Here is a 23,682-nt window from a genome sequence, read left to right as displayed (position 1 = left end):
AACCCGTCTCCGCGCAATCGCCAGGCGGGTGCCTACGCACCATCCACGCCGCCCAGACGACTCGCGAGGTCTTGTTGGCCGCTCCACGATGCGCCTGCCGCATCGACACCGCTGGCCTGCTCTCACGGCCAGCGCCCCACAGCCCAACGTCTCGCCCAATGACCGCAACGTGACCGGCTGACGGCAGCGGCGCATGCGTTGGCGCCTGTCCGACAGGGCACGGCGCCTGAGACGTTTTGACGGGTGACCACCTTGGGTGCGCCGCAGAATCGCTCCACCGACACGCATCGGCGGTGCGGCGCTTGCGTCGGCAATGACCGCCGGGCGTGCCGCGTGCAACGCAGCTCAATGCACCCGACAACGCAGCGCGCAGGCGTTCCTGCAGGCATGCCTGGCAGTCGCATGCAACGCGGTGTGGACGCCTGTGCGCTGCATCGGTGGCCGACCTTTTTCTCAGCGGGTGGATCATGCAGAACAACAAGGTCGTGTGGAGCGAAGGGCTGTTCCTGCGCCCGCAGCATCTGCAGCAGCAGGAACGCTACCTGGAGCGCTACGTCGACCTGCGTGCGGCGCGGTTGCGGCCGCATGCCTGGGGCGTGAGCGAGCTGGAATGGGAGACCGATCTGCTGGCGGTCGGCAAGCTGGGCCTGCGTCGTGCGCGTGGCGTGTTCGCCGATGGCACGCCCTTCGCCATGCCGGGCGACGACCCGCTGCCGGTGGCGCTGGAGGTCGAGCCCACTTGCCGCGACCAGATCGTCTATCTCACCGTGCCGCTGCGGGTGCCGGCGCAACCCGAACTGGGGCGCCCGGAATCGCCGGCCGATCAGCTGTTTCGCTACCGCGTGCGCGAGACCGAGAGCAACGACGCCTCCGGTAGCACCAGCGAAGCGGTGTTGATGGAAGTCGGCGGGTTGAGCACGCGGTTGCTGCCGCACTCGCAGCCGTTGGAAGGGCTGGACCGCATCGCGGTGGCGCGCATCATCGAGACGCGCGCCGACCGCCAGGTGGTGCTGGACCCGCATTTCATTCCCAGCGCGATGGTGTGCCTGGCGGCGCCGCGCTTGACCACGTTTCTCACCGAATTGCTCGGCCTGTTGCATCAGCGCGGGGAGGCGCTGGCATCGCGCGTGACGCTGACCGATCGCGGCGGTGCTGCCGATATCGCAGACTTTCTGCTGCTGCAGCTGGTCAACCGTTGGCAGCCGCAGATGGCGCATTGGGCCGCCGCGCCATTGGCGCATCCGGAAGAGCTGTTCCGTGCCCTGGTGGCGCTGGCCGGCGAATTGAGCACGTTCACCGCTGCCGGCAAGCGCCCCCCTGCATGGCCCGCCTATCGGCACGATTCGCAGCAGGACAGTTTCGAGCCGGTGATCGGCGCCCTGCGCAGCAGCCTGAGCGCAGTGCTGGAACAGACCGCCACGCCGCTGCCGATCCAGGCGCGCAAGTTCGGCGTGTGGGTGGCGATGGTGCCGGACCCGGGCCTGCTCGACAGCGCAGCGTTCGTGCTCGCGGCCAAGGCCGACATGCCCAGCGAAGAGTTGCGCCGGCAATTGCCCGCGCACGCCAAGATCGGGCCGGTGGAGCAGATTCGCGATCTGGTCAATCTGCAGTTGCCCGGCATCGTGGCCACGCCCATGCCGGTGGCGCCGCGACAGATTCCGTATCACGCCGGCTATCTGTATTTCGAATTCGACAAGAGCGCAGCGTTGTGGCGAACGCTGAAGACCTCCGGCGGCATCGCATTCCACTTCGGCAGCGAATTCGCCGGGCTGGACCTGCAACTGTGGGCGATCCGGAGCTGAGCATGAGCCGACCTGTTGCCGATCTGGCGCCTGCCTACGCCGCACCGCTGCCGGCCGCAGAGGGCGGCGTGCCCAGCGAAGATACCGACATCAGCGAACTGCTGGGCCGCAGCGTCAACCCGTTGGTGCAGGCCGCCACGCCGCTGCTGCTGTTGGCGGTGCAGTTGCGCCACAGTGCGCAATCGCCCGATGTGGCCCGCCTGCGCGAGCAGGTGATGGCGCAGGTGCGCCGCTTCGAACAACGTGCACGCGATGGCGGCGCGCCGGTGGAGGCGGTCACCGCCGCGCGCTACGTGTTGTGCGCGCTGCTGGACGAAGCGGTGCTCAATGCGCCGTGGGGCGAGCGCAGCGGCTGGTCGCAGAAGACCTTGCTGGTGACTTTCCACAGCGAATCGTACGGCGGCGCCAAGTTCTTCCAGATCCTGGAGCGCTTGTGCGCCGATGTGCCACGGCATCTGGACTTGATCGAGCTGATGTACCTCTGCCTGGCGCTGGGGTTCGTCGGCCGCTACCAGATCGAGTCCGGCGGCATGGTGACGCTGGCGGCCATCCAGGACGATGTCTATCGCCGCATCCGTGCGGCGCGCGGCCCGGCGCCGGACAGCCTGGCCCCGCGTTGGCGCGGGGTGGAAGACCGCCGCCGGCTGGGCCGCTATCTGCCGGTGTGGGCGGCTGCGTTGCTGGGGGTGAGCGTGGTGGTGGTGGCGTTCGTGTGGTTGCAGGCGCGTTTGAACAGCCTGTCCGCACCGATCAGTGCGCAGGCTGCCCAATGGGGCATTGCGCCGGCCACGCCACCGGACGCTGCGCCCGTGCCGCCGCCGCCGGTGCGGCTCAAGCAGTTGCTCTCCGCGCAGGAACGCGCCGGCCTGCTGCGCGTGGACGAACAGGCCGACGGGCAGACGCGCGTGCGCCTGAGCAGCGCGGCGATGTTCGCCTCCGGCGGGGTGGAGGTGGAGCCGCAGCAGCGCGGCTTGATCGCGCAGATTGCAGCGGCCATCGAGCAATTGCCAGGGCGGGTGATCGTGGTCGGGCACACCGATGACGTGCCGGTGCGCTCGCTGCGCTTCCAGGACAACTACGCCTTGTCGGCCGCACGTGCGCAGGCGCTTGCGCAAGTGTTGCAGGCGCAGCTGAGTACGCCGGGGCGGGTGGACGCCATTGGCGCTGGCGATTCGCAACCGATCGCACGGCCAGTGCAATTGCCGGCCAACCGCGCGCGCAATCGCCGCGTGGAGATCCTGTTCCAGCCTGGGGAATGACGATGAAGACGCTGTTGTCCAAGCTGAGCGCAACGGTGGTGGTTGGCCTGCTGGCGCTGTGCCTGCTGTCGGTGCTGCTGTGGGCGGGTGGGCCGTATGTGGCGCTGGCCGGCTGGAGCCCGCTGAGCAGCGTGGCGGCGCGGCTGCTGGCGATCGTGTTGCTGGTGGTGGTGTGGGTGGGCGTGCTGGCGCTGCGCCGCTGGCGCACGCAGGCACGTGCGGCGACCTTGTCCAGCGCGCTGGCGGCGCCGGGCCGCGACGACGACCGCGAGCTGCGCAGCGGGCAGGAACGCGCGCAGCTGCAGGCGCGCTTCCAGCAGGCGATCCAGTTGCTACGCAAGCGGCGCGGCGGCGCCGATCTGTACACGCTGCCGTGGTATGCGCTGATCGGCCCGCCCGGTTCGGGCAAGAGCACCTTGCTGCAACATTCGGGCCTGCAGTTTCCGCTGGCTGCGCGCATGGGCGATGCGGCGTTGCGCGGCGTCGGCGGCACCCGCGATTGCGAATGGTGGTTCACCGACGAAGCGGTGTTGCTGGACACCGCCGGGCGCTATACCACGCAGGATTCGGACCAGGCGGTGGATGCCGGCGCGTGGCGCGATTTCCTGCGCCTGCTGCGACGCTATCGCCCGCGCCGCCCGCTCAACGGCGTGTTGGTGACGATGAGCATGTCGGACCTGTTGCTGCTCGACGATGCCGAGCGCGACACCCACATGCAGGCGATCCGCCGCCGCCTGGACGAACTGGCCGAGCAGTTGCAGGCCAGCGTGCCGGTGTATCTGATCTTCACCAAGTGCGATCTGATCGGCGGCTTTGGCGAGTTCTTCGACGATCTGACACCGGCGCAGCGCAACCAGGTGTGGGGCATGACGTTTGCGCTGGCGCAGACCCTGGACGGGCAGGCGGCGCGCAGGTTCGCCGACGAGTTCGGCGTGCTGCAGCAGCAGCTGAGCGCGCGCCTGTTCGAACGCCTGCACCTGGAACGCGACCGTCTGCGGCGTGCGGCGATCCTGTCGTTTCCGCAACAGGTTGCCGCACTCGGCGAGCGTGCGCGGCAATTCGTCGAAGGCACCTTCGCCGGCAATGCGTATGGCCCGGCACCGTTGCTGCGCGGGGTGTACTTCACCTCCGGCACGCAGGACGGCACGCCGATCGACCGCATGATGGGCGCGGTGGCGCGCACCTTCGGCCTAGAAGAAGCGCGCGTGCAGGCGCCGGGCGCGCAACGTCGCACCTTTTTCGTCGAGCGGCTGCTGCGCGAGGTGGTGCTGCGCGAATCCGGCCTGGCCAATACCCCGCCCACCCGGCAGCGCCGCAGGGCGTGGTTGCAGGCCGCCGCGTACGCGGGTGTGGCGCTGCTCACCGGCGCAGTGCTGGCCGGGCTGGGGCTCAGCTACGTGGGCAACCGTGCGTACCTGCATCAGGTACGCGCTGCACTGGACGCGCGGCCGGCAGTGCCCGATCCCAATGCCGCCACCGGCATGCCCGAGTACGTCGCGCGCACCCTGCAGCAAGCCGATGCCACGCAGGCGGTGGTGAAGGTGGCGCAGCAGTATCGCGCCGGCGCGCCGTGGTCGTTGCGCATGGGGTTGTTCCAGGGCCAGGCGGTGGGCGAGCAAGTGCAGGCCGGCTACCTGCGTCAGCTCAACGCCACCTTGTTGCCGGCCTTGGCGGTGCGCCTGCGCACCGGTCTGGTCGATAACGCACAGGCACCGCAGGCGCTGTACTACACGCTCAAGGGCTATCTGATGCTGGGCCAGCCGCAGCATCTGGACCCGGCGCAACTCAGCGCGCTGGCCGCCATCGAAGCGGCAAAATTGTTCCCGCGCGAGCCGGCATTGCAGCAGGCGCTGGGTGCGCATCTGCAGGCCGTGCTCGATTCGCCCACGCGCGTGCGTGCGCTGTCGCTGGACAATCAGCGCATCGCCCAGGCGCGCGCCAGCCTGCGCGCCGCCGACCTATCGACACTGATCTACGGCAACCTGTTGCTGACCCCGCCGGACGGCACGCCGTTGCGGCTGGATAAAGCGCTGGGCCTGCTGGCCGACACCTTCGTGCGCCGCAGTGGCACGGCGTTGTCCACCCCGGTGCCGGCGCTGTACACCCAGCCGGTATTCGCCGCGTTGCAACGCGATGGCATCGGCCAGGCGGTGGAACGCTTCGGCCGCGACGATTGGGTCTTCGGCGGTGCGGCGCTGGATGCGTCCGCCAAGGCCACGCTGGTGCGCGAAGTGGGGCAGCGCTACACGGCCGATTACATCCGTTACTGGGATGCGTTGCTGGCCGATCTGCAACTGCGCCCGTCGGCCGATCTGGCCGGTGCCAGCGCCACGGCCGCCAAGCTGGCCGGGCCCAGTTCGCCGCTGCGGCTGCTGCTGGGCGTGGTCGGCGAGCACACCCAGGCAATGGACCGCGCACCACCGGTAGACCCCGCGCAGCGCGCGTTGGCGGCTGCCGCCAACTCGGCAGGCACCAAGGCGACTGCCGCCGCGGCCAAACTCCCCGGCGGGGCGGCGATGAGCGCCGCGCTGGCCACGCCCGCCGAGGGTGGCGCAGCTGCAGCGCCGGCACCGGGTGCGGCGATCAGCGAGCATTTTCTGGCGCTCAACGCCTTGGCCGCAGGCGCGCCTGGCAGCACGCCGCTGGACCATCTGCTGAGCGTGCTCGATCAGCTCGGCAAGCAATTGCTAGTGATTTCCCAGGGCGGCGGCGATGCCGCGGCGGCCAACGCGCAACTGGCATTGGCCCGGCAGGAAATGGCGCAACTGCCGCCGCCGGTGACCGACTGGCTGCAGAGCCTGGCCGGCAGCAGCGCCACCTTGATGACCCAGGGCGCACGCGCCGCGCTGGATGCGCAGGTCAGGCAATCGGTGGGCGAGGTGTGCACGGATTTCGTGCGCGGCCGCTACCCGTTCGATCCGCAGGCGCAGGTGGAGATCCCGCTGCAGAATTTCGGCGAGTTGTTCGGTAGCGGCGGGCGTCTGGATGCGCTGTATACCGGCACCGTCAAACCGCTGCTGGACACCCAGTCCCCGCAATGGCGCTGGAAGGATGGCCCGGACGCGGTCATCGGCGCGCCCGGTCTGCCGGTGCAACTGCAACTGGCGCAGCGGATCCGGCAGAAATATTTTCGCGGCGGGCCCACGCCGCAGATCGGCTTTACCGTGCTGGCGCCCACGCTGGGCGAAGGCGTGACCCGGCTGACGCTGGATATCGAAGGCCAGCGCTACGACTACCAGCCCGGCGCGGCGCAAAGCATGCCGATGATCTGGCCCGGGCCGGTGCCGGGGCATGTGTCCATCGCCGCCTTCGGCGCCGATGGCGTGGCGCTGGGTACGCTGGACTACCAGGGCGATTGGGCGCTGTTCCGCGCGCTGCAGGCCGGGCACCTGGAAAACCCGTCGGACCTGCGCTTTGTCGCCCGCTTCGCGCTTGGCGGCCACGACGTGCAGGTGCCGCTGCGGGCCGGCAACCTGCGCCACCCGTTTCTGGACAGCGACGTCCAGCACTTCGCGTGCGGCCGATGAGCATGCCGGCGCACGAACCACTCGGTTTCCACGGCAAGTTGCCCGGCGTGGGCGACTTCGTGCAGCGGCGCCTGCCGGCCAGCTTCGTGCAGCCGTGGGACCTGCAGTTCGCCAACTGCCTGGACACGGCGCGCCAGCAACTCGGGCAGCACTGGCCTGGCGCGTATCGCAACAGCGGCCTGCGCGCGTTTGCGTTGGGGCCGGGCGTGTGCGGCGCGCAGGCCTGGGCCGGCCTGCTCGGCCCGGGCGAAGACCGCGTGGGGCGCTGTTTTCCGCTGACCGTGGCAATGCCGTTGCCGCACCTGTGCCTGCCGTCGGCGGCATGGTTCGGCGCGGTGGCTGCGTGCCTGGGCCGCAGCTTGCGCGCACGCACCGATGCGGCCGGATTCGATGCCGCGCTGCGCGCGCTCGGCGTGCCGGCCGCGCCTTCCAGCACGCATGTACCGGCGCCCGGCCAATCGCTGTGGTGGCGGTTGGGCGCGGCCGCGCAATCGATCGACGGGCTGCCCACCGCCCAGATGTATCTGGAGTGGTTGCTGGCCGAGCAGGACATCACCGAGGTGACCCGATGAGCGCGCCCTACCAATCGGCCGGGCACACCGAAACCGGCAAGGTGCGCCGGCTCAACGAAGATGCCTTGCTGCTGCGCGAAGACGCCGGCCTCTGGGTGGTGGCCGATGGCCTGGGTGGCCACAGCGCCGGCGATTACGCCAGCCAGCTGCTGGTGCAGCGGCTGAGCGCATTGGTGCGCCCGGCCGACCTGTGCGATTTCCTGGATGCCATCGACGACACCCTGGCGCAGATCAATCGCGAGCTGCTGCAGGTTGCGCGCGAGCGCCGCGTGGACATGATCGCCACTACCGTGGTGGTGCTGGTGCACGACCCGGATTTCATGCTGTGCGGCTGGGTCGGCGACAGCCGCATCTACGCGCAGCATGGCGGCCCGCTGCGCCAGCTCACCCGCGACCACGTGCACGGCGTGCGCGACGATGTCACCCAGTTCGGCAGCGCACACGCCAGCGCCGCGGCGGCCGGCGTGCTCACGCGCGCGGTGGGTGCGCAAGAGCCGCTGTTCGTCGATTGGGTGCTGATGCCGAGCCTGCCGGGCACGCAGTTTCTGCTGTGCAGCGACGGCATCAACAAGGAAATCCCGGACCCGGAGCTGGATGCCGAATGCCATCGCTTCGGCGATCCACGCGCGCTGCTGGCGCGTCTGTTCGAATTGGCGATGGGGAGGGCGGCACGCGACAACGTCACCGCCGTCGTCGTCCGCCTGCAGGAGTAAGTGCATGCACGAAGACACCGCCACCGTGACCGAACTGGTCACCGCCATGCGCCGCGGCGCGCTCGACCTCAATGCCGTCCTGGCCGCGCTGGGCAAGCGCGCCGCGGTACCGGAGGCCGAATACCGTGCCGGGGTGGAAACGCTGTGGACGCTGCAACGCCAGCACCTGCTCGACGATGCCACCGTGACCACGCTGGTGAGCCGGCTGGATGCGTTGCGCGATCGTGCGATTGCGCCTGCGCCTGCCCCGTCGCCAACGCCAACGCAGCAGCCAATACCCACGCCAACGATGGTCGACGACGATGCCACCGTGGTGATGCCACGACCCGGCCCGGCGCGCGTGGTCGAAGACGACATCACCCGCGTGCAACCGGCGCAGCCCCTGCCCGGCGATGCGCCCAGCCTCACCAGCCTGGGGCTGGGCACGCCCACCCACCTCGGCACGCAGACCGGCACGGGCACCGGCACCGGTACGGCCGGTACCGCCAGCCTGTCCAGCTGGCAGCACCTGGCCGAAGCTACCGGTGGCGATCATGCCGGTGTTGGCAGCCTGCTCAAGGGCCGCTTCCAGCTCGAACGCGAACTCGGCCGCGGCGGCATGGGGGTGGTGTATCTGGCCCGCGACGAACGCAAGGTGGAAGCACGCGACCGCGACCCGTGGCTGGCGGTCAAAGTGCTCAGCGACGAGTTCCGCCGCCATCCCGACGCACTGGTCGCCCTGCAGCGCGAAGCGCGCCGCTCGCAGAAGCTGGCCCACGACAACATCGTGCGCGTGTACGACTTCGACAAGGATCGCACCCTGGTCTTCATGACCATGGAATACATCGACGGTTGCGACCTGAAAACGCTGATCCGCGAACAGGCCTACAACGGCATGCCGCTCAAGCAGGCCTGGCCGCTGATCGAGGGCATGGGCCGGGCGCTGATGCGCGCGCACGCGGCCGGCATCGTGCATTCGGATTTCAAGCCCGGCAACGTCATGGTCACCCGCGATGGCGTGGCCAAGGTGTTCGATTTCGGCATCGCACGCGCCGGCAAGCATGCGGCCGATGTCGCCGGCGAACAGACCGTGTTCGATGCGGCCACGCTGGGCGCATTGACGCCGGCCTATGCCAGCCTGGAAATGATCCGCGGACAGGCGCCCACCCCGGCCGACGATCTGTACGCGCTGGGCTGCGTGTGTTTCGAATTGCTGACCGGCAAGCACCCATTCGACAAACTCAGTGCCGAAGTGGCGCTGCGCGAAGGCCGCCGCCCGCCGCCGGTGCCGGGCCTGACCCGTCGCCAGTACGCCACGTTGTGCGCGGCCGTGGCATTCCCGGCTGCGCAGCGGCTCACGCGCGTGGACCAACTGCTCGACGGCCTGCGCCAGGTGCCGCTGCGCGAGCGCGCGCTGCCGTTGATCGGCTATGGCGCCACCGCGCTCGCGCTGGTCGGCGTGGGCGGGTGGGGCGCATCGCGTTATCTGCATCAGCGCCATCTGGATGAGGTCATCGCACGCTTCGGTGCGCAGGACCCGCAGCAGTACCGCGACGAAACCCAGGTCATGCAGGCGCTGTCCAGCCTGAGCGCAGATGACCGCCGGCGCGTGCTGATGGACCGCAGCGACCTCATCGAAGATTTCCTGCTGCGCCGCCTGGACGCGCTGTGGAATCCGGCCAACGGCCGCGACGATTACCGCGGCGCGTTGCAGGTGTTCGCCTTGCGCGACCGGCTGCGGCTGTATTCGCCCGCGCTGGATGCGCGTCGCCAGGCCATCGAGCGCGAAAAGAACCAACGCCTCAACGCGCTCGACACCACACTCAATCGCCAGCTCGATGCCGGGCTGTTGTTCCGCACCCAGCCCGACAACGCACTGGCCACGCTCGACCAGGTGCGCCGCATCGATCCGGGCAGCAGCCTGCTGCGCCATTCCGCACTGGAAGTACGCCTGGACGCGGCCATCGCGCAGGCGGTGGCGGCCGGGCAACTCACCACCGCGCGGACCGAAGTAGAACAGGCGCGCGCAGCGTTTCCGGACTCGTTGCGCCTGCAGTTGCGCAGCGCCGAGGTCGGCGTGGCCGAGCAGCAAGCCAAACGCACGCCGGTTGCCGCCGCGCCGCGCGATGCCGACAGCGCGCGCAAGGCACTGGCTGCCGATCTGGCCAACCCCAGCACCGACCCGGCCTGGCGCGCGCGTATCGACGCCGCACTGGCCGCACTGCCGGCGGCCGAGCGCAGCAGCCAGGGCAGCGCGCTGGCCGAGGCCATCAGCACGGCGGTTGCCGCACAAAGCGACCCCGCACAGCTGGCTGGCGCGCAGGCGCTGGTGGATGTCGGCCTGGGCGTGGCCCCGCAATCGGCCGGCCTGCTGGCCCAGCGCACACGCCTGCAGACGCTGGAGCACCAGCTCGAACAAGCGTTGGCACGCGAAAGCGCCGAGTCCGAACTGGCCGCGCGGATCGAGTCGCTGCGCCGCGCCGCCGCCGCCAACGATCTGGGCAAGACCCGCGATGCGCTGGCGCGCATCCGCACCCTGCAACCGGACCATCCGTTGTTGCGTAGCGAAGGCCCGCAACTGCTCTCGCAGGTGTATCGCAACACCGCCGGCGATGCGTTCGCACACGGGCGATACGCCCAGGCGGCCGACCTGCTGAGGCAAGGGCTGCAGACACTCGGCCAGCGCGACGAACTGCGCAGCGCGCAAACCCGTTATGCGGTGGCCGCCGCAGTGATGACCGCGGGCACGCTGGCGCCCGGCGAACGCCAGCAACTCGCCGGGCGCCTGCAAACGCTCTATCGCACCGACGCCACCGCGCTGGCGCAATTGGAGGCGCAGATGAAGGCGGCCGGCCAATTGCCGGAAGGCTCGTTGTCGGCCCGTCTGCAACGCGCGCCCGCCGCCGATGCGCCGGCCGACGCCAGCGTGTCGCCGGGCGGCGCCACCGAGACAGCTGCGCCGGCCGCCGGCGCAAGACCGGCGCGCGGCAAATCCGCTGCCAAGCCCGCCGCCACCCCAACGACTGCGCGCGACCCCGCCGCTGCGGCATTGCCCGCCAACGCGGACGATACCGACAGCCTGCCGCCGGTGCCTACCGGCCCGGATCCCTGCGCCGGCCTGGCCGGGCGTGCTGCGGCGTGCTTCGACACACTCGGGCAGACCCGCGGGCCGATGCTGGTGGTGATCCCGGCCATCGCCGGCGGCAAGCCGTACGCGTTGTCGCGCGGCGAAGTGGCGGTGGCCGATTTCAACCTGTTCTGCCAGGCCACCGGCCGCTGTACCGCCCAGGCCGCCGCCACCCCGGAGCTGGCGCGCGCGCCGGTGCGCAATATCAGCCTGACCCTGGCGCGCGCCTATCTGCGCTGGCTCACCATCGGCAGCGGCGGCTGGCGGTACCGGCTGCCCAGCGATGCCGAGTGGCTGCATGCCGCGCAGGCGGCCAGCAACTGGCGGCAGGCCGAAGACAGCAATTGCGTGCCGCCCAACGCCAGTGCCGGCGATGCCGCGCGCGCACCGGTGTCGGCACGCGGGCGCGATGCCAATCCCTGGGGCCTGATCAATCTCACCGGCAATGTCTGGGAATGGGTATCGACCGGAACAGGCGTGCAGGCCCGCGGCGGAAGTTTTTCCAGCTACTGGTCCGATTGCACGGTGCAGGCCAGCCGCGCCGACAACGGCTCGGCGCAACCGGACGTGGGCCTGCGCGTGCTGCGGGAGCTGCCGTGAGCGCCGCCCCGCCGTCGCCCACCGCTGCCGCTGCGCACCCGGCCAATGCGCAGCTGCAGGCGCTGGCGTTGGCGCATCAGCAGGGCCAACTCGACCGCGAGCAGTACCGCGCACGCCGTCGGCGCGTACTGGACGCCGCCCGCCAGACCCAGGGAGTGACCCTGCGCAACGCCTTGCCGAGTTCGCCTGCTGCCCGGCCGGGCCCGCTGTCGGGGCATCCGGTCGCACGCAAACTGCGCAGTCAGGTGGCAGCGGTCTTCATAATCGTGATGCTCATCTCAATAATCTTGCTAACATTGCATAAATGTACGTCGGGGTTTGATCGACGTTCAGCAAGGGGCGAGGTCAGACACGCCGATCGCCGTGCAGTCGCCGCCGTGGCGCCTGCGTGCGCAGCGGGACACGTCGGCCATGCGCAACACCGGATGGTCTCAGGGGAAATGGACGTATGCGTATGACGTGTCTGGCCGCGGCGGTGTCCGCGTGCCTACTGCTGGCCGCACCTGGGTGGGCGCAGTCGCCGACCGATGCCACGGCTGCTGCGCAGTCGGCAGCGGCGGTGCCGGCCATGAGGGACCGGACCGAGGCGGTCACCGTGCAGGTGCGCGGCTTTCGCGTGCGCGATGTGGGCCACTACCCGGAAGCCGGCATCGACCCGGCCCGCATGCAGGCCGTGGCCGACGCTGCCTTCGCCGAGCTGGCCCAGGGCCAGCCGGTGGTGGCATTGCGCTTCGATCAATTGCAGGCGGTCGCCGATGCGGTCACCCGCGCCTACCGGCAGGCCGGCTTCATCGTCAGCACGGCCTATCTGCCGGCGCAGACGCCGGGCCCCGACCAACTGATCGACATCCGCGTGCTGGAAGGGCGCATCGGCCAGATCAGCGTGCAGGGCGCCGCACGCTACCGCGGCAATGCATTGTCGGCACCGCTGCGCCAGCTGCAGGGCCGCCCGCTACGCAAGCAGGACGTGGACACCGCGCTGTTGTATGCGCGCGATCTGCCGGGCGTGTCGGTGTCGTCGGTGCTGCAGCCGGGCCAGAAGGAAGGCGAGACCGACGTGGTGCTGGTCGCCAGCGAGGCCGCCCGCCCGTATGTGATCACCCTGGGCGGCAACAACTACGGCACCGAGCTGACCGGCCGTTATCGCGCCCAGGCCGGCATCACCTGGAATAGTCCGCTCCGCCTGGGCGATGTGTTCGCCGCCAACTACGCCTATTCGCTGGCGCCGCGGCAGAGCCAGATCGGCGCGCTGTCCTATGGCCTGCCGATCGGCAGCGTGTCCGGCCTGAGCGCGGTGGTGGGCGCCAGCCGCAGCGAACTGGAAGTGCGCAACGGCGTGTTCGCCCGGCTTGGCCTGAAGGGGCCGACCTCCATCGTCTACACCGGCGCCGACTGGAAATTCATCAACACCGAAACGCTGCAGCTGCAGGGCTCGGCGCGCTATCTGCGCGAGCAATCCAAGCTCAGCGCGCTGGGCATGCAGTTGTCCGACCAGCAGTTCGATGTCGCCGAACTGGGCCTGTCGTTGCGGCGCACCGACCTGCGCTGGCGCGGTGTGGATCTGCTGCAGGGGAGCGTGCGGCAATCCTTGCGCGACCGCTCGGCGCCGGTGGACCAGATCAGCCCCGGTCGCGACAGCTATTTCACCATCGCGCGGCTGGCCTACACGCGCCTGCAATACCTCACCCGCACGCAGCGGCTGTACTTCAAGTTCAACGGCCAATACAGCGACGACACGCTGACCCCGATGGAGCAGTTCGCTGTCGGTGGGCCCGACAGCGTGCGCGCCTATCCGGTCTCCGATGCATTGGGCGACCGCGGGTATTACACCGCGCTCGAATACCACATCGATGCCCCCGGTTTTGCCGATGCCGCATCGCCGTTCAATGGCCGGCCCTGGCGCGAATTGCTGGAGCTGGATGTTTTCGCCGACCACGCCCGCGTGTTCGCCGCCAATGGCCGCCTGGCGCCGGCCAGTTTCGATGCCGCCGGCGTGGGCCTGACCTTCCGCTTGCCGCAGTACGCCAATTTCGAGTGGCGCATCAGCGCCGCGCTTCCGACCGGTGCGCGCGATGCCTCCGACGGACGCGACGACGCCCGCATCTACACGCGTTTCGGCTTCACTTTCTGAGGGATCTGCGCATGCACGCCACCATCCATACCGCGACCTCGCCGCGCACGCTCCCGTTGCGTCACTGCCCGCTGGCCGTTGCGCTGGCAGCTGCCCTGATGGCCATGCCGGTCAGCGGCCTGGCCCAGGTGGCGGCCAACCAGCTGCCGACCGGCGGCAGCATCGCCGGCGGCACCGGCACCATCAATGCCGTCAACGGCAGCAGCCGGACCGTCGACCAGACCTCCTCGCGCATGGCGCTGACCTGGTCGGCGTTCGACATCGGCTCGTCGGCGACGATGATCTTCAACCAGCCCAGCGCCAGTTCGGTGGTGCTCAACCTGGTGCAGAGCGGCAACCCGACGCAGATCTACGGCAACATCAACGCCAACGGGCAGGTGTTCCTGCTCAACAGCAACGGCGTATTGATCGGCAACACCGCCAACATCAATGTCGGCGGCCTGGTGGTCAGTACGCTGGGCACCACCGTGTCCAAGTTCATGAGCGGCGACTACAGCCTGGATGCCGGCGGCACGACCGTGGCGCAGGTCATCAACAGCGGCACCATCAACGCCGCTGCCGGGTCGGCCGTGTTGATCGGCGGCCGGGCGTCCAACAGCGGCACCATCACCGCCACCGCCGGCAACATCACGCTCGCCGGTGCCGACGCAGCCACGCTGACGTTCGAAAGCGGCGGCTTCGGCGTGCTGATCGACAAGCCGCTGCAGCTGAGTCTGGCGACCGAAGCGGTGGACAATTCCGGCACCCTGAGCGCGCCAGGCGGCGCGATCCAGCTGCAGGCGCGCGCGGCGCAAGGCATCTTCGATCGACTCATCAACAACAGCGGCACCATTCGTGCGGCGTCGCTGTCCAATGGCCCCGACGGCAGCGTGTCGCTCATCGCCTCCGGCGGTGGCAGCTTCGACGTCGCCGGCGGCGGCAGCATCGATGCCGGCACCGGGGCGATCACCCTGAGCACCGGTCGCGGCGTGCAACAGACCGGCATCTACACCGCCGGCAGCCTGGGTGGCTTTATCGGTGGCAGTGCCACCTTCAGCGGCGCCAACAAGATCAGCGGCCTCGGCAACCTGGATGTAGGCGGCAACCTCAGCCTGACCAACACGGTCGCGTTGTCCCAATCCGGTGCGCTGGCGGTGACGGGCACCAGCCAATTCCTGCAGTCCGGCAGTGCGCTTTCGCTGACCAACGGCGGCAACACCTTCGGTGGCCTGTTCAGCGCCAGCGGCAACGGCATTGCCGTGAACGCGGCAGGCAATCTCTCGATCGGCACGTTGAACCTCGACAGCAACAGTGCGCTGTCGTTGAGTGCCACCGGCGCATTGACCTTGCCGACAACGGCGATCAACACCGGCAGCGCCAACCTCACCCTGTCCAGCGGCGGCAGCCTCAGCACGCGCGCCACGCTGACCGGGACGAACGTGGACCTCACCGGTCGCGGCGGCATCGCGCTGGCGCATGACGTCACGGCAAGCGGCACGCTGAAGTTGACCGCCACCAACAACGCGGTCACCCAGACCGCCGGCAGCGTGGCCACCACCGGCACCAGCACCATCAATGCCGGAACCGGTGCCATCACGCTGGACGGCGCAGGCAACGACTTCCAGGGCGTGGTGGCGCTGACCGGCGGCAACACGCGCATCAGCGACAGCGGCGCGCTGACACTGGGTGCGGTGAACGTCAACGATCTCACCGCCATCAGCAACGGCGCGTTGAACCTGGGCAGCGGCCGGGTGGGCGGTGCCTTGCTCGCCACCAGCAACAACGGCGCGATCACCCAGTCGGCCGGTAACTTCCTGACCATCGTCGGCACCAGCAACCTCACTGCCGGCACCGGTGCGATCACCCTGAACAACAGCGGCAACGCCTTTGGCGATCTGGTCAGCGCCACCGGTCGCGGTATCTCGTTGAACGCTGCCGGCAATCTGGCCATCGGCACCCTGAATCTTGGCAACAACAGCGCGCTGTCGCTGCGTGCCAGCGGTGCATTGACCTTGCCGGCAACGGCGATCAACACCGGCAGCGCCAACCTCACCCTGTCCAGCGGCGGCAGCCTCACCACGCGCGCCGCGTTGGCCGGCACGAACGTGGACCTCACAGGCACTGCCGGCATGACTCTGGGGCATGACGTCACAGCAAGCGGCACGCTGGCACTGACCACCACCAACAGCGCGATCACCCAGACCGCCGGCAGCGTGACCGCCACCGGCACCAGCACCGTCAATGCCGGAACCGGCGCCATCGAACTGGATGAAGCGACCAACGATTTCCAGGGCGTGGTGACGCTGACCGGCGGCGACACGCGCATCGCCGACACTGGCGCGCTGACGCTGGGTGCGCTGAATACCGGCAGCCTCACCGCCACCGGCAATGGTGCGTTGAACCTGGGCAGCGGCAGCGTCCGCGGCACCCTGGATGCAACCAGTGGCAATGGCGCCATCAGCCAGAGCGCCGGACTGATCGTCGATGGCAGCGCCACCCTCAACGCCGGCAACGGCGCCATCGCGCTGACCGACGGCAGCAACGATTTCCGCAGCAGCGTCAGCCTCACCGGCACCGGCATCAGCGTGGTCGATCGCGACGATCTAAGCGTCGCCTCGATCAGCAACGGCACCAATGGCGCCATCGCCCTGACAGCCGGCGGCGCGCTCACGCTGCCCACGCAGAATCTTTCCACCGGCACCGGCGCACTCAGCCTGGTCGCCAATGGCGGTGCCTTGAGTACGCTCGGCACCTTGAGCGGCGGCAACGTCAGCCTGAGCGCGCGCGATGGCGTGGCGCTCAATCACACCGTCACCGCCGGCGGTATCCTGGGCCTGACTGCCACCAACGCCGCAATCACTCAGAACGCGGGCGTGCTCGACGTTGGCGGGCTGGCCACCGTCAATGCCGGCAACGGCGCCGTTTCGCTCACAGGCGATAACGACTTCATGAACGGCATTGCATTGACCGGCCGCAATATCGCAGTGGCCGATGCGAACGACCTCAGCGTGGTCTCGCTCAACAACGGTGGCGCCGGCGCCATCGCACTCACGGCAGGCAACTCGCTCACGCTGCCTGCCAGCGGATTGACCAGCACCGACAACCTGACGCTGCGCGCAGACAGCGGCACCCTCACATTGGGCGGCAATCTGGTCGGCAATGCGGTGTCACTGTTCAGCGCCAACGCACTCACGCTGGCGACCAGCATCGACAGCAGCACCTTGTCGGTGTCCACCAACAACGGCGCGATCAACCAGACCGCAGGCGCCTTGCGCATCGGTTCGACCTCCAGCTTCAACGCCGGCACCGGCGCGCTGGCACTGGGCAGCGCGGGCAATCACTTCGTCGGCGCAGTGAGCCTGACCGGCAACGGCGTGTCGATCAGCGACAGCGGCGCGCTGACGCTGGGCACGCTCAACACCGGCAACCTCACTGCCACCAGCAACGGCGGATTGAACCTGGGCAGCGGCCGCGTTGCCGGCACCCTGGCTGCGAGCAGCGGCAATGGCGCCATCGGCCAGGCCGGCGGACTGATCGTCGATGCCGCCACCACCCTCAACGCCGGCAGCGGCGCCATCGCGCTGACCGACGGCAGCAACGATTTCCGCAGCGGCGTCAGCCTCACCGGTACCGGCATCAGCGTGGTCGATCGTGACGATCTGCGCATCTCCTCGATCAGCAACGGCACCAATGGCGCCATCGCCCTGACAGCCGGCGGCGCGCTCACGCTGCCCACGCAAAACCTCAGCACCGGCACCGGCGCGCTCAGCCTGATCGCCAATGGCGGCGTAGTGAGCACGAACGGCAGCTTGAATGGCGGCAACGTGAGCCTGAGCGGCCGCGATGGCATCGTGCTCAATCACAACGTCACCGCCAGTGGCAGCCTGGGCCTGACTGCCACCACCAACGCGATCTTCCAGAATGCAGGGGTGCTCGACGTCGGCGGCCTTGCCACCGTCGATGCCGGCAACGGCGCCATTTCGCTCGCACGCGATAACGACTTCAGGAACGGCCTTGCACTGACCGGCCGCAATATCGCGGTGGTCGATGCGAACGATCTCAGCGTGGTCTCGCTCAACAACGGTGGAGCCGGCACCATCGCGCTCACCGCACGCAACTCGCTCACGCTGCCCGGCAGCGGATTGACCAGCAGCGATGACCTGACGCTGCGCGCAGAAAACGGCACGCTGACATTGGGCGGCGATCTCGCCGGCAATGCGGTCTCGCTGTTCAGCGCCAACGCACTGACGTTGGCGACCAGCATCGACAGCAGCACCTTGGTGGTGTCCACCAGCAACGGTGCGATCAATCAGACCGCAGGCGCCTTGCGCATCGGTTCGACCTCCAGCTTCAACACCGGCTCCGGCGCGATCGCGTTGGGCAGTGCCGGCAATCACTTCGGCGGTGCAGTGAGCCTGACCGGCAACGAGGTGTCGATCCGCGACAGCAGCACGTTGACGCTGGGCACGCTGAACACCGCCAACCTCACCGCCACCAGCAACGGCGCATTGAACCTGGGAAGCGGCCGCGTTGCCGGCACCCTTGCTGCGAGCAGCGGCAATGGCGCCATCGGCCAGGCCGGCGGACTGATCGTCGATGCCGCCACCGCCCTCAATGCCGGCAGCGGCGCCATCGCGCTGATCGACGGCAGCAACGACTTCCAGGGCAGCATGAGCCTGACCGGCGCCGGCATCGCGGTGCGCGACAGCAACGATCTCACGCTCTCGGCGTTGACCAGCAACAACGGCGGCACGATCGCGCTGACCGCCGGCGGCAACCTGATCCTGCCAGGCACGACGTTGAACAACGGCAGCGGCGATATCAACCTGATCGCCAACAGCCTGAGCCTGTCTGCCGCACTGCTTGGCGACGAAGTGAGCCTGCGCGCCAACAGCGGCTTGGCCTTGAGCCAGAACATCACCGCGCGCACGTTGTCGCTTGCCAGCAGCAATGCCGCGATTACGCAAAGCGGCGGCGCACTGCTGGTCAGCGGCGCCACCACGGTCGATGCGGGCACCGGTGCGATCTCGTTGCTGCAAGCCGCCAATAACTTCAACAGCGTCAGCCTGACCGGCAACGGTATTGGCGTGACCGACAGCGACAACCTCAGTCTTGCCGCATTGACCAGCACCGGCAACGGCAGTGTTGCAGTGACCGCCGGCGGTACCTTGAGCCTGCCGTCGCAGGCTATCGCGGTCGGCAACAGCAACCTGACCCTGGCATCGAACGGCGGCGCACTGAGCACGGCCGCAGCCCTGGGTGGCAACAACGTGACGCTGTTCGGACGCGACGGCCTGACTCTGGGCCACACCGTCACCGCCAACACGCTCGCCCTGCGCAGCACCAACGCCGCCATCGTGCAGAACGCCGGCGCACTCGACGTGGTGGGCACCAGCACCGTCGATGCCGGTAGCGCCAGCATCGCGCTCAACAACGGCAGCAACCGCTTTGGCGCCGGCATCCGTCTCACCGGCACCGGCATCACGGTGGCCGATCGCGGCAACCTCACCATCAATGCCTTGAACGCCGGTGCCAACGGCACCATCGCGTTGACCGCCGGCGGCGCACTGAACCTCTCCGTGCAGGACCTGGACACCGGCACCGCCGATCTTGCCCTGATCGCCAATGGCGGCAGCATGAGCACCGGCGGCGACTTGCGCGGCCGCAACGTCACCCTGTCCGCACGCGACGGTCTCACCATCGGCCACACCATCACCACCACAGACGCGCTGTCGCTGAGCAGCAGCAACACCGCGATCACGCAGACCGCCGCGGCACTCGATGTTGGCACCACCACCACCGTCAATGCAGGCAGTGGCAACGTCACGCTCAATACCGCGGGCAACACCTTCAACGGCGTGGTCAATCTCACGGCAGGCGACGTGCAGATCGCCGGCAACGCGCTCAGTTTCGGCACGCTGTCCACCAATGCACTCACCGCCAACAGCAGTGGCGCATTGAATCTCGGTAACGGGGTGGTGCGTGGCGCGTTGAACGGCACCAGCGGCAATGCAGCGATCACCCAGAGCGGCGGTTTGTCGGTCGGCGGTGCATCCAGCTTGAATGCCGGCAGTGGCGACATCGCCTTGACCGATGCCAACAACGACTTCGTCGGCGCGGTTGCGCTCACCGGCAATGCCATCGCCGTGCAGGATCGCAACGACCTCAGCATCGCTGCGGTGCGCAGCGGTGCCAACGCGGCGATCTCGCTGGTCGCCGGCGGTGACTTGAACCTGCCGGCCAGCCAGATCGACACCGGCACCGGCGCGCTGACGCTGACAGCCAACGGCGGCACCTTGCGCACCGCCGGCGCCTTGCGCGGTGGCACGGTGCAACTGACCGGCGCCAATGGCATCGCGCTGAGCAACACGCTCACGGCAGGCAACGCGCTGCGCTTGAACAGCACCAATGCCGCCATCACCCAGACCGGTGGCGCGTTGCTCGTCGCAGGCGACACCACGGTCGATGCCGGCAGCGGCGCCATCACCCTGGAGGCGGCGGGTAACGACTTCCAGGGCCTGCTCACCCTGAGCGGCGGGGCCAGCAGCGTGCGCGATGCCAATGCCTTGACCCTGGGCACGCTCAACACCGGCGACCTGCAGGTCCGTAACAGCGGCGCGCTGAATCTGGGCGTTGGCCTGGTCGATGGCGATCTGGATGCGGCCAGCAGTGGCGGCGCCGTCACCCAGAGCGGCGCGTTGACCGTCACTGGCATTACCCGCATCAACAGCAGTGGCGCTGCCATTGCATTGACCGATGCCGACAACGATTTCCAGGCGGCGGTGAGCCTGAGCGGCGGCGCGGCCAGCGTGCGCGATCGCAATGCGCTGGTCTTGGGCAATCTGGAGGTCGATGCACTGGATGTCGCCAGCGGCGCCGGCCTGGATCTGGGCCAGGGGCGCGTCGGCGGTGCGCTGGTGGCACGCAGCGGGAGTGCAGCAACGGCCCAGGCCAACACGATCGTTGCCCAGGCGATCGCCGTGCCTGCGGCCACCGCTGCCGGCATTACCCAGCAAGGCGCGCTGACCGTGGCGGGCAACAGCGTGCTCGATGCCGGCACCGGTGCGATCGTGCTGGATGCGGCCGGTAACGATTTCCAGGGCACGGTGCAGGCGCGCGGCAGCAGCATCGCCATCGTCGATCGCAACGACCTGGCGGCGACTGCGCAAGCCAGCGATGCCCTGCGTCTGCAGGCCGGTGGCCAGCTCACCACCGCTGGCGCGCTCAGCGCCAACGCCATCGCCCTGCGCGGCGGCACCGGCGTGGCACTCGGTCACGACGTTGAAGGCGCCAGCGTGGCCTTGAGCAGCGGCGGGGCGATCACCCAGAACGCCGGCAACCTGCGCGCCGGTCAGCTCGGCGGCAATGCCGCCGGGGCGGTCACGCTCACCGGCAGTGGCAACGCCATCGACGCGCTCGGCGACTTCAGCGCGCAAGGCCTGGATCTGGTCAGCAATCGCTCGCTGCTGGTCAGCGGCCGCGTCGACGGCGGCCCCTCGCTGCGCCTGCGCAGCGGCGGCGAGCTGCAGCTGAGCGGCCAGCTCAGCGGCGCCACCAGCTGGTTGCAGGCCGCTGCCGGCATCCGCCAGCGCGCCGGCAGTTCGATCACCGCCGGCCTGCTCAGCGGTAGCGCAGGCGGCGCGGTGGTGCTGGGCGATGCGGCCGGTTTCGTCGACAACCGTGTCGTACGCCTGGGCGACTTCGTCGCCAGCAATGGGTTCAGCTTCACCAACGGCGGCGACCTGCTGCTGGTGCTGGCCAATGGCAGCAGCTACAGCGTGGATGCCGGCAACAGCGCGATGTTCCTGTCGGTCCGCGGCAATCTGTTCCAGGACGGCCGTGCGCCGCTGCGCAACGGCACCGGCACCTTTGCCGCCACCGGCCAGATCGGTACGCAGCAGAACCCGATCTATGTGATCGGTACCGGCACCCAGACCGTGGCGGCGATCGGCGCGCCGCCGGCGTATTTCAACGCCACGACGGTCGACGGCAGCCTGCTCGATCTGGCCGGCGGCTCCGGCTTCAATGTGCCGGCCTCGGCGTTTGCCGGCCGTGCGCAGAGTTCGGCCAGCCGCACCGTGGCCTTCGTGGACCTGTCGGCCAGCGGTACCCCGTACCGCGCCTTCGGCCTGGTCCGCCCCGGCCTGCGGTTGCCCGACGACCAGCAGCCGGCCTGCGACGCCGGCGACCCGGATGCCGTCTGCAATCCCGAGTGACCTGCCTGCCGCCGCCCACCGCGGCGGCTTCCCCGATGGAGGCCGTGCCATGCAAGACGACAGTTCCCTGGAGACCCTGCTGGCGCCGCTCGGCGACGACGCCCCGGCCGGACCGGATCTGGAATACGACCCGGAATTCCTGCGCCTGGAGCGCGAATCGTCGGCCCGCGCCGAGCGCTCGCTGGGCGAGAGCGTCATCGCCGCCGAAGAACCGGACTGGGACAAGGTGCAGGCGCTGGCGCTGGAGCTGAGCCGGCGCAGCCGCGACCTGCGCGTGGCCGGCAAGCTCGGCGCCGCCTGGTTGCGCCTGCGCGGCCTGCCGGGCTGGGCCGATGCGTTGGCGTTGATCCACGGCCTGCTCGAGCGTCATTGGGACAGCGTGCATCCGCAGCTGGATGCCGACGACGACAACGACCCGACCTCGCGCATCAATGCGCTGGTCGGCCTCAGCGACCCGATGGGCCTGCTCGGTGCGCTGCGCACCACCGCGTTCGTGCAGTCGCCGCGGCTGGGCCGCTTCAGCCTGCGCGATCTGCGCGTGGCCAACGGCAGCATCAAGCTGCCCGACGGCCAGAGCGGCCCCAGCCTGGCCGAAATCGAAGCCTGCTGCCAGGACTGCGCGCCGGAAACGCTGGCCACCTCCGCCCAGGCCATTGCCGAGGCGCTGCGGCAGGCGCGCGCGATCGATGCGCTGCTGAGCGAGCGCGTCGGCACCGCTGCGCCGGACCTGCGGCCGCTGCTGACCGACCTGCGCGATCTGGAGCGCTTCGTACTGCCGCATTGGCAAGCGCGGCAGGGCGTCCTTGCGGTCACTGAAGACGGTGAGCAGGCTGCCGGCGAGGGCCACGCCGCCGCCACGGCAACCAGTGCCACCCGCCGCAACGACGAGATCGCCGGCCCCGAGGATGTGAAGCGGCGGCTGGAAGAGATCTGCGCCTATTACGCCCGGCACGAACCATCCAGCCCGGTGCCGATGCTGCTGCGCCGCGCCCAACGCCTGGTCGGCTGCGATTTCCTGGCGCTGATGAAGGAGCTGGCCCCGGCCGGCATCGACGAACTGCAACGCGTCACCGGCCCGCTGGAAGAAACCTGAGCCGCATCGCCAGGCAAGAAACCCGAGCACCTGGTGTCCCGCCGGGCAGGGAACGCCGAGCAGCGGTTGCGCTGGACAGGCAGGGCACGCTGAGCGGTGCGCCCAGCAATCGTGAACACGGTTGAGTAGCGCCCAATCGTGTGAAAGAGCACCGGGCACCGCTGCATGCCGGCAGCCCATCGTCAGCGCTACCGCAAGCGCACCACGCGGGTGTGCGGCGCGCTGTGCGCAAGGGGACATCTCCGGGCACGGCGGCAATTCGGCCAAGGCAATGAACCGCAGATCAAAAACGCAACGCCACCGGGCGTTTCAACGCCCGACGCATGCCCCACGAATCCCGAATCCCGAATCCCAACTCCCCAATCACCAGCTATAGAGCTGCCAATACACCTTGTTGACCTTGTCCTTTTCCGCGTCGGTATGCCCGTCATGGTCGCGGTCGTACAGGAAGTAGGGCGCCCCGCGCGCCGGCGTCACCCGCACCATCTCCAGCTGACCGTTGACGCGGTATTCGTCGACCTTGTCGCCGTTGCCCATGGTCTTGCTGGTGACATCGGCGCCAGCCGGGATATCGCCACCGGCGCGGTCGCCGCCGCCGGTGGCACAGCCGCCGAGCAGCAGTAACGGCAGCAGCAAAAGACGTGCTTTGTTCATTGTCGTTATCCGTGTTGATCGCCAGCCAGT

11 protein-coding genes are annotated in these 23,682 nt (G+C 69.1%); 10 read left to right on the top strand and 1 reads right to left on the bottom strand.

Features of this window, described 5'->3' with window-relative positions; genetic code table 11:
• Positions 1-467: 467 nt before the first annotated feature.
• From tssK to tssA, 10 genes are read left to right on the top strand one after another with little or no spacing between them, the layout of a single operon-like run.
• Positions 468-1,802, top strand: coding sequence for a type VI secretion system baseplate subunit TssK (tssK, locus tag HLH45_RS03420; RefSeq protein ID WP_033478593.1), 1,335 nt, complete (start codon positions 468-470; stop codon positions 1,800-1,802).
• Positions 1,784-3,061: a type IVB secretion system protein IcmH/DotU gene (icmH, locus tag HLH45_RS03415; RefSeq protein WP_008571954.1), complete on the top strand. Its 1,278-nt coding sequence runs from the start codon at positions 1,784-1,786 to the stop codon at positions 3,059-3,061. Before tssK ends, icmH begins: the two co-directional genes overlap by 19 nt.
• The gene (gene tssM / locus HLH45_RS03410) at positions 3,058-6,588 is read left to right on the top strand and encodes a type VI secretion system membrane subunit TssM (protein ID WP_046932147.1); all 3,531 of its coding nucleotides are present in this window, start codon (positions 3,058-3,060) and stop codon (positions 6,586-6,588) included. The genes icmH and tssM overlap by 4 nt, the downstream gene beginning before the upstream one ends.
• Positions 6,585-7,160 (top strand): type VI secretion system-associated protein TagF, encoded by a 576-nt coding sequence (gene tagF / locus HLH45_RS03405; RefSeq protein WP_008574079.1) that lies wholly within the window; start codon positions 6,585-6,587, stop codon positions 7,158-7,160. The genes tssM and tagF overlap by 4 nt, the downstream gene beginning before the upstream one ends.
• Complete coding sequence (locus tag HLH45_RS03400; protein WP_008574082.1) at positions 7,157-7,873, top strand: PP2C family protein-serine/threonine phosphatase; 717 nt, start codon at positions 7,157-7,159, stop codon at positions 7,871-7,873. Before tagF ends, HLH45_RS03400 begins: the two co-directional genes overlap by 4 nt.
• A 4-nt stretch (positions 7,874-7,877) precedes the next feature.
• Positions 7,878-11,579 carry a bifunctional serine/threonine-protein kinase/formylglycine-generating enzyme family protein gene (locus tag HLH45_RS03395; protein WP_046932144.1) on the top strand — a complete coding sequence of 1,234 codons (3,702 nt, stop codon included), beginning with the start codon at positions 7,878-7,880 and terminating at the stop codon, positions 11,577-11,579.
• The gene (locus tag HLH45_RS03390; RefSeq protein ID WP_033478461.1) at positions 11,576-12,037 is read left to right on the top strand and encodes a hypothetical protein; all 462 of its coding nucleotides are present in this window, start codon (positions 11,576-11,578) and stop codon (positions 12,035-12,037) included. The genes HLH45_RS03395 and HLH45_RS03390 overlap by 4 nt, the downstream gene beginning before the upstream one ends.
• On the top strand, positions 12,034-13,710 hold the full coding sequence (locus tag HLH45_RS03385) for a ShlB/FhaC/HecB family hemolysin secretion/activation protein (protein WP_033478460.1): 1,677 nt from the start codon (positions 12,034-12,036) through the stop codon (positions 13,708-13,710). Before HLH45_RS03390 ends, HLH45_RS03385 begins: the two co-directional genes overlap by 4 nt.
• Positions 13,711-13,721: 11 nt before the next feature.
• Complete coding sequence (locus HLH45_RS22115; protein ID WP_046932143.1) at positions 13,722-21,905, top strand: two-partner secretion domain-containing protein; 8,184 nt, start codon at positions 13,722-13,724, stop codon at positions 21,903-21,905.
• Between the two features lie 49 nt (positions 21,906-21,954).
• On the top strand, positions 21,955-22,998 hold the full coding sequence (gene tssA / locus HLH45_RS03375; RefSeq protein ID WP_008571144.1) for a type VI secretion system protein TssA: 1,044 nt from the start codon (positions 21,955-21,957) through the stop codon (positions 22,996-22,998).
• A 363-nt stretch (positions 22,999-23,361) separates the two neighbouring features.
• Here tssA and HLH45_RS03370 read toward each other — a convergent pair whose 3' ends face one another.
• Positions 23,362-23,652 carry a DUF2782 domain-containing protein gene (locus HLH45_RS03370; protein ID WP_008571145.1) on the bottom strand — a complete coding sequence of 97 codons (291 nt, stop codon included), beginning with the start codon at positions 23,650-23,652 and terminating at the stop codon, positions 23,362-23,364.
• Positions 23,653-23,682 lie beyond the last annotated feature (30 nt).

Source organism: Xanthomonas euvesicatoria (genome assembly GCF_013112235.1).
GTDB classification, from domain to species: Bacteria; Pseudomonadota; Gammaproteobacteria; order Xanthomonadales; family Xanthomonadaceae; genus Xanthomonas; species Xanthomonas euvesicatoria.
Note: the sequence above shows the minus strand (reverse complement) of the source record. Positions and strands in the feature narration are given on the sequence as shown.

Coding starts and splice junctions, on each gene's coding strand:
- HLH45_RS03400 (WP_008574082.1), top strand. CDS start 7,157: ATGAGCGCGCCCTACCAATCGGCCGGGCACACCGAAACCGGCAAGGTG.
- tssM (WP_046932147.1), top strand. CDS start 3,058: ATGACGATGAAGACGCTGTTGTCCAAGCTGAGCGCAACGGTGGTGGTT.
- tssK (WP_033478593.1), top strand. CDS start 468: ATGCAGAACAACAAGGTCGTGTGGAGCGAAGGGCTGTTCCTGCGCCCG.
- HLH45_RS03385 (WP_033478460.1), top strand. CDS start 12,034: ATGACGTGTCTGGCCGCGGCGGTGTCCGCGTGCCTACTGCTGGCCGCA.
- HLH45_RS03370 (WP_008571145.1), bottom strand. CDS start 23,652: ATGAACAAAGCACGTCTTTTGCTGCTGCCGTTACTGCTGCTCGGCGGC.
- tssA (WP_008571144.1), top strand. CDS start 21,955: ATGCAAGACGACAGTTCCCTGGAGACCCTGCTGGCGCCGCTCGGCGAC.
- tagF (WP_008574079.1), top strand. CDS start 6,585: ATGAGCATGCCGGCGCACGAACCACTCGGTTTCCACGGCAAGTTGCCC.
- HLH45_RS03395 (WP_046932144.1), top strand. CDS start 7,878: ATGCACGAAGACACCGCCACCGTGACCGAACTGGTCACCGCCATGCGC.
- HLH45_RS22115 (WP_046932143.1), top strand. CDS start 13,722: ATGCACGCCACCATCCATACCGCGACCTCGCCGCGCACGCTCCCGTTG.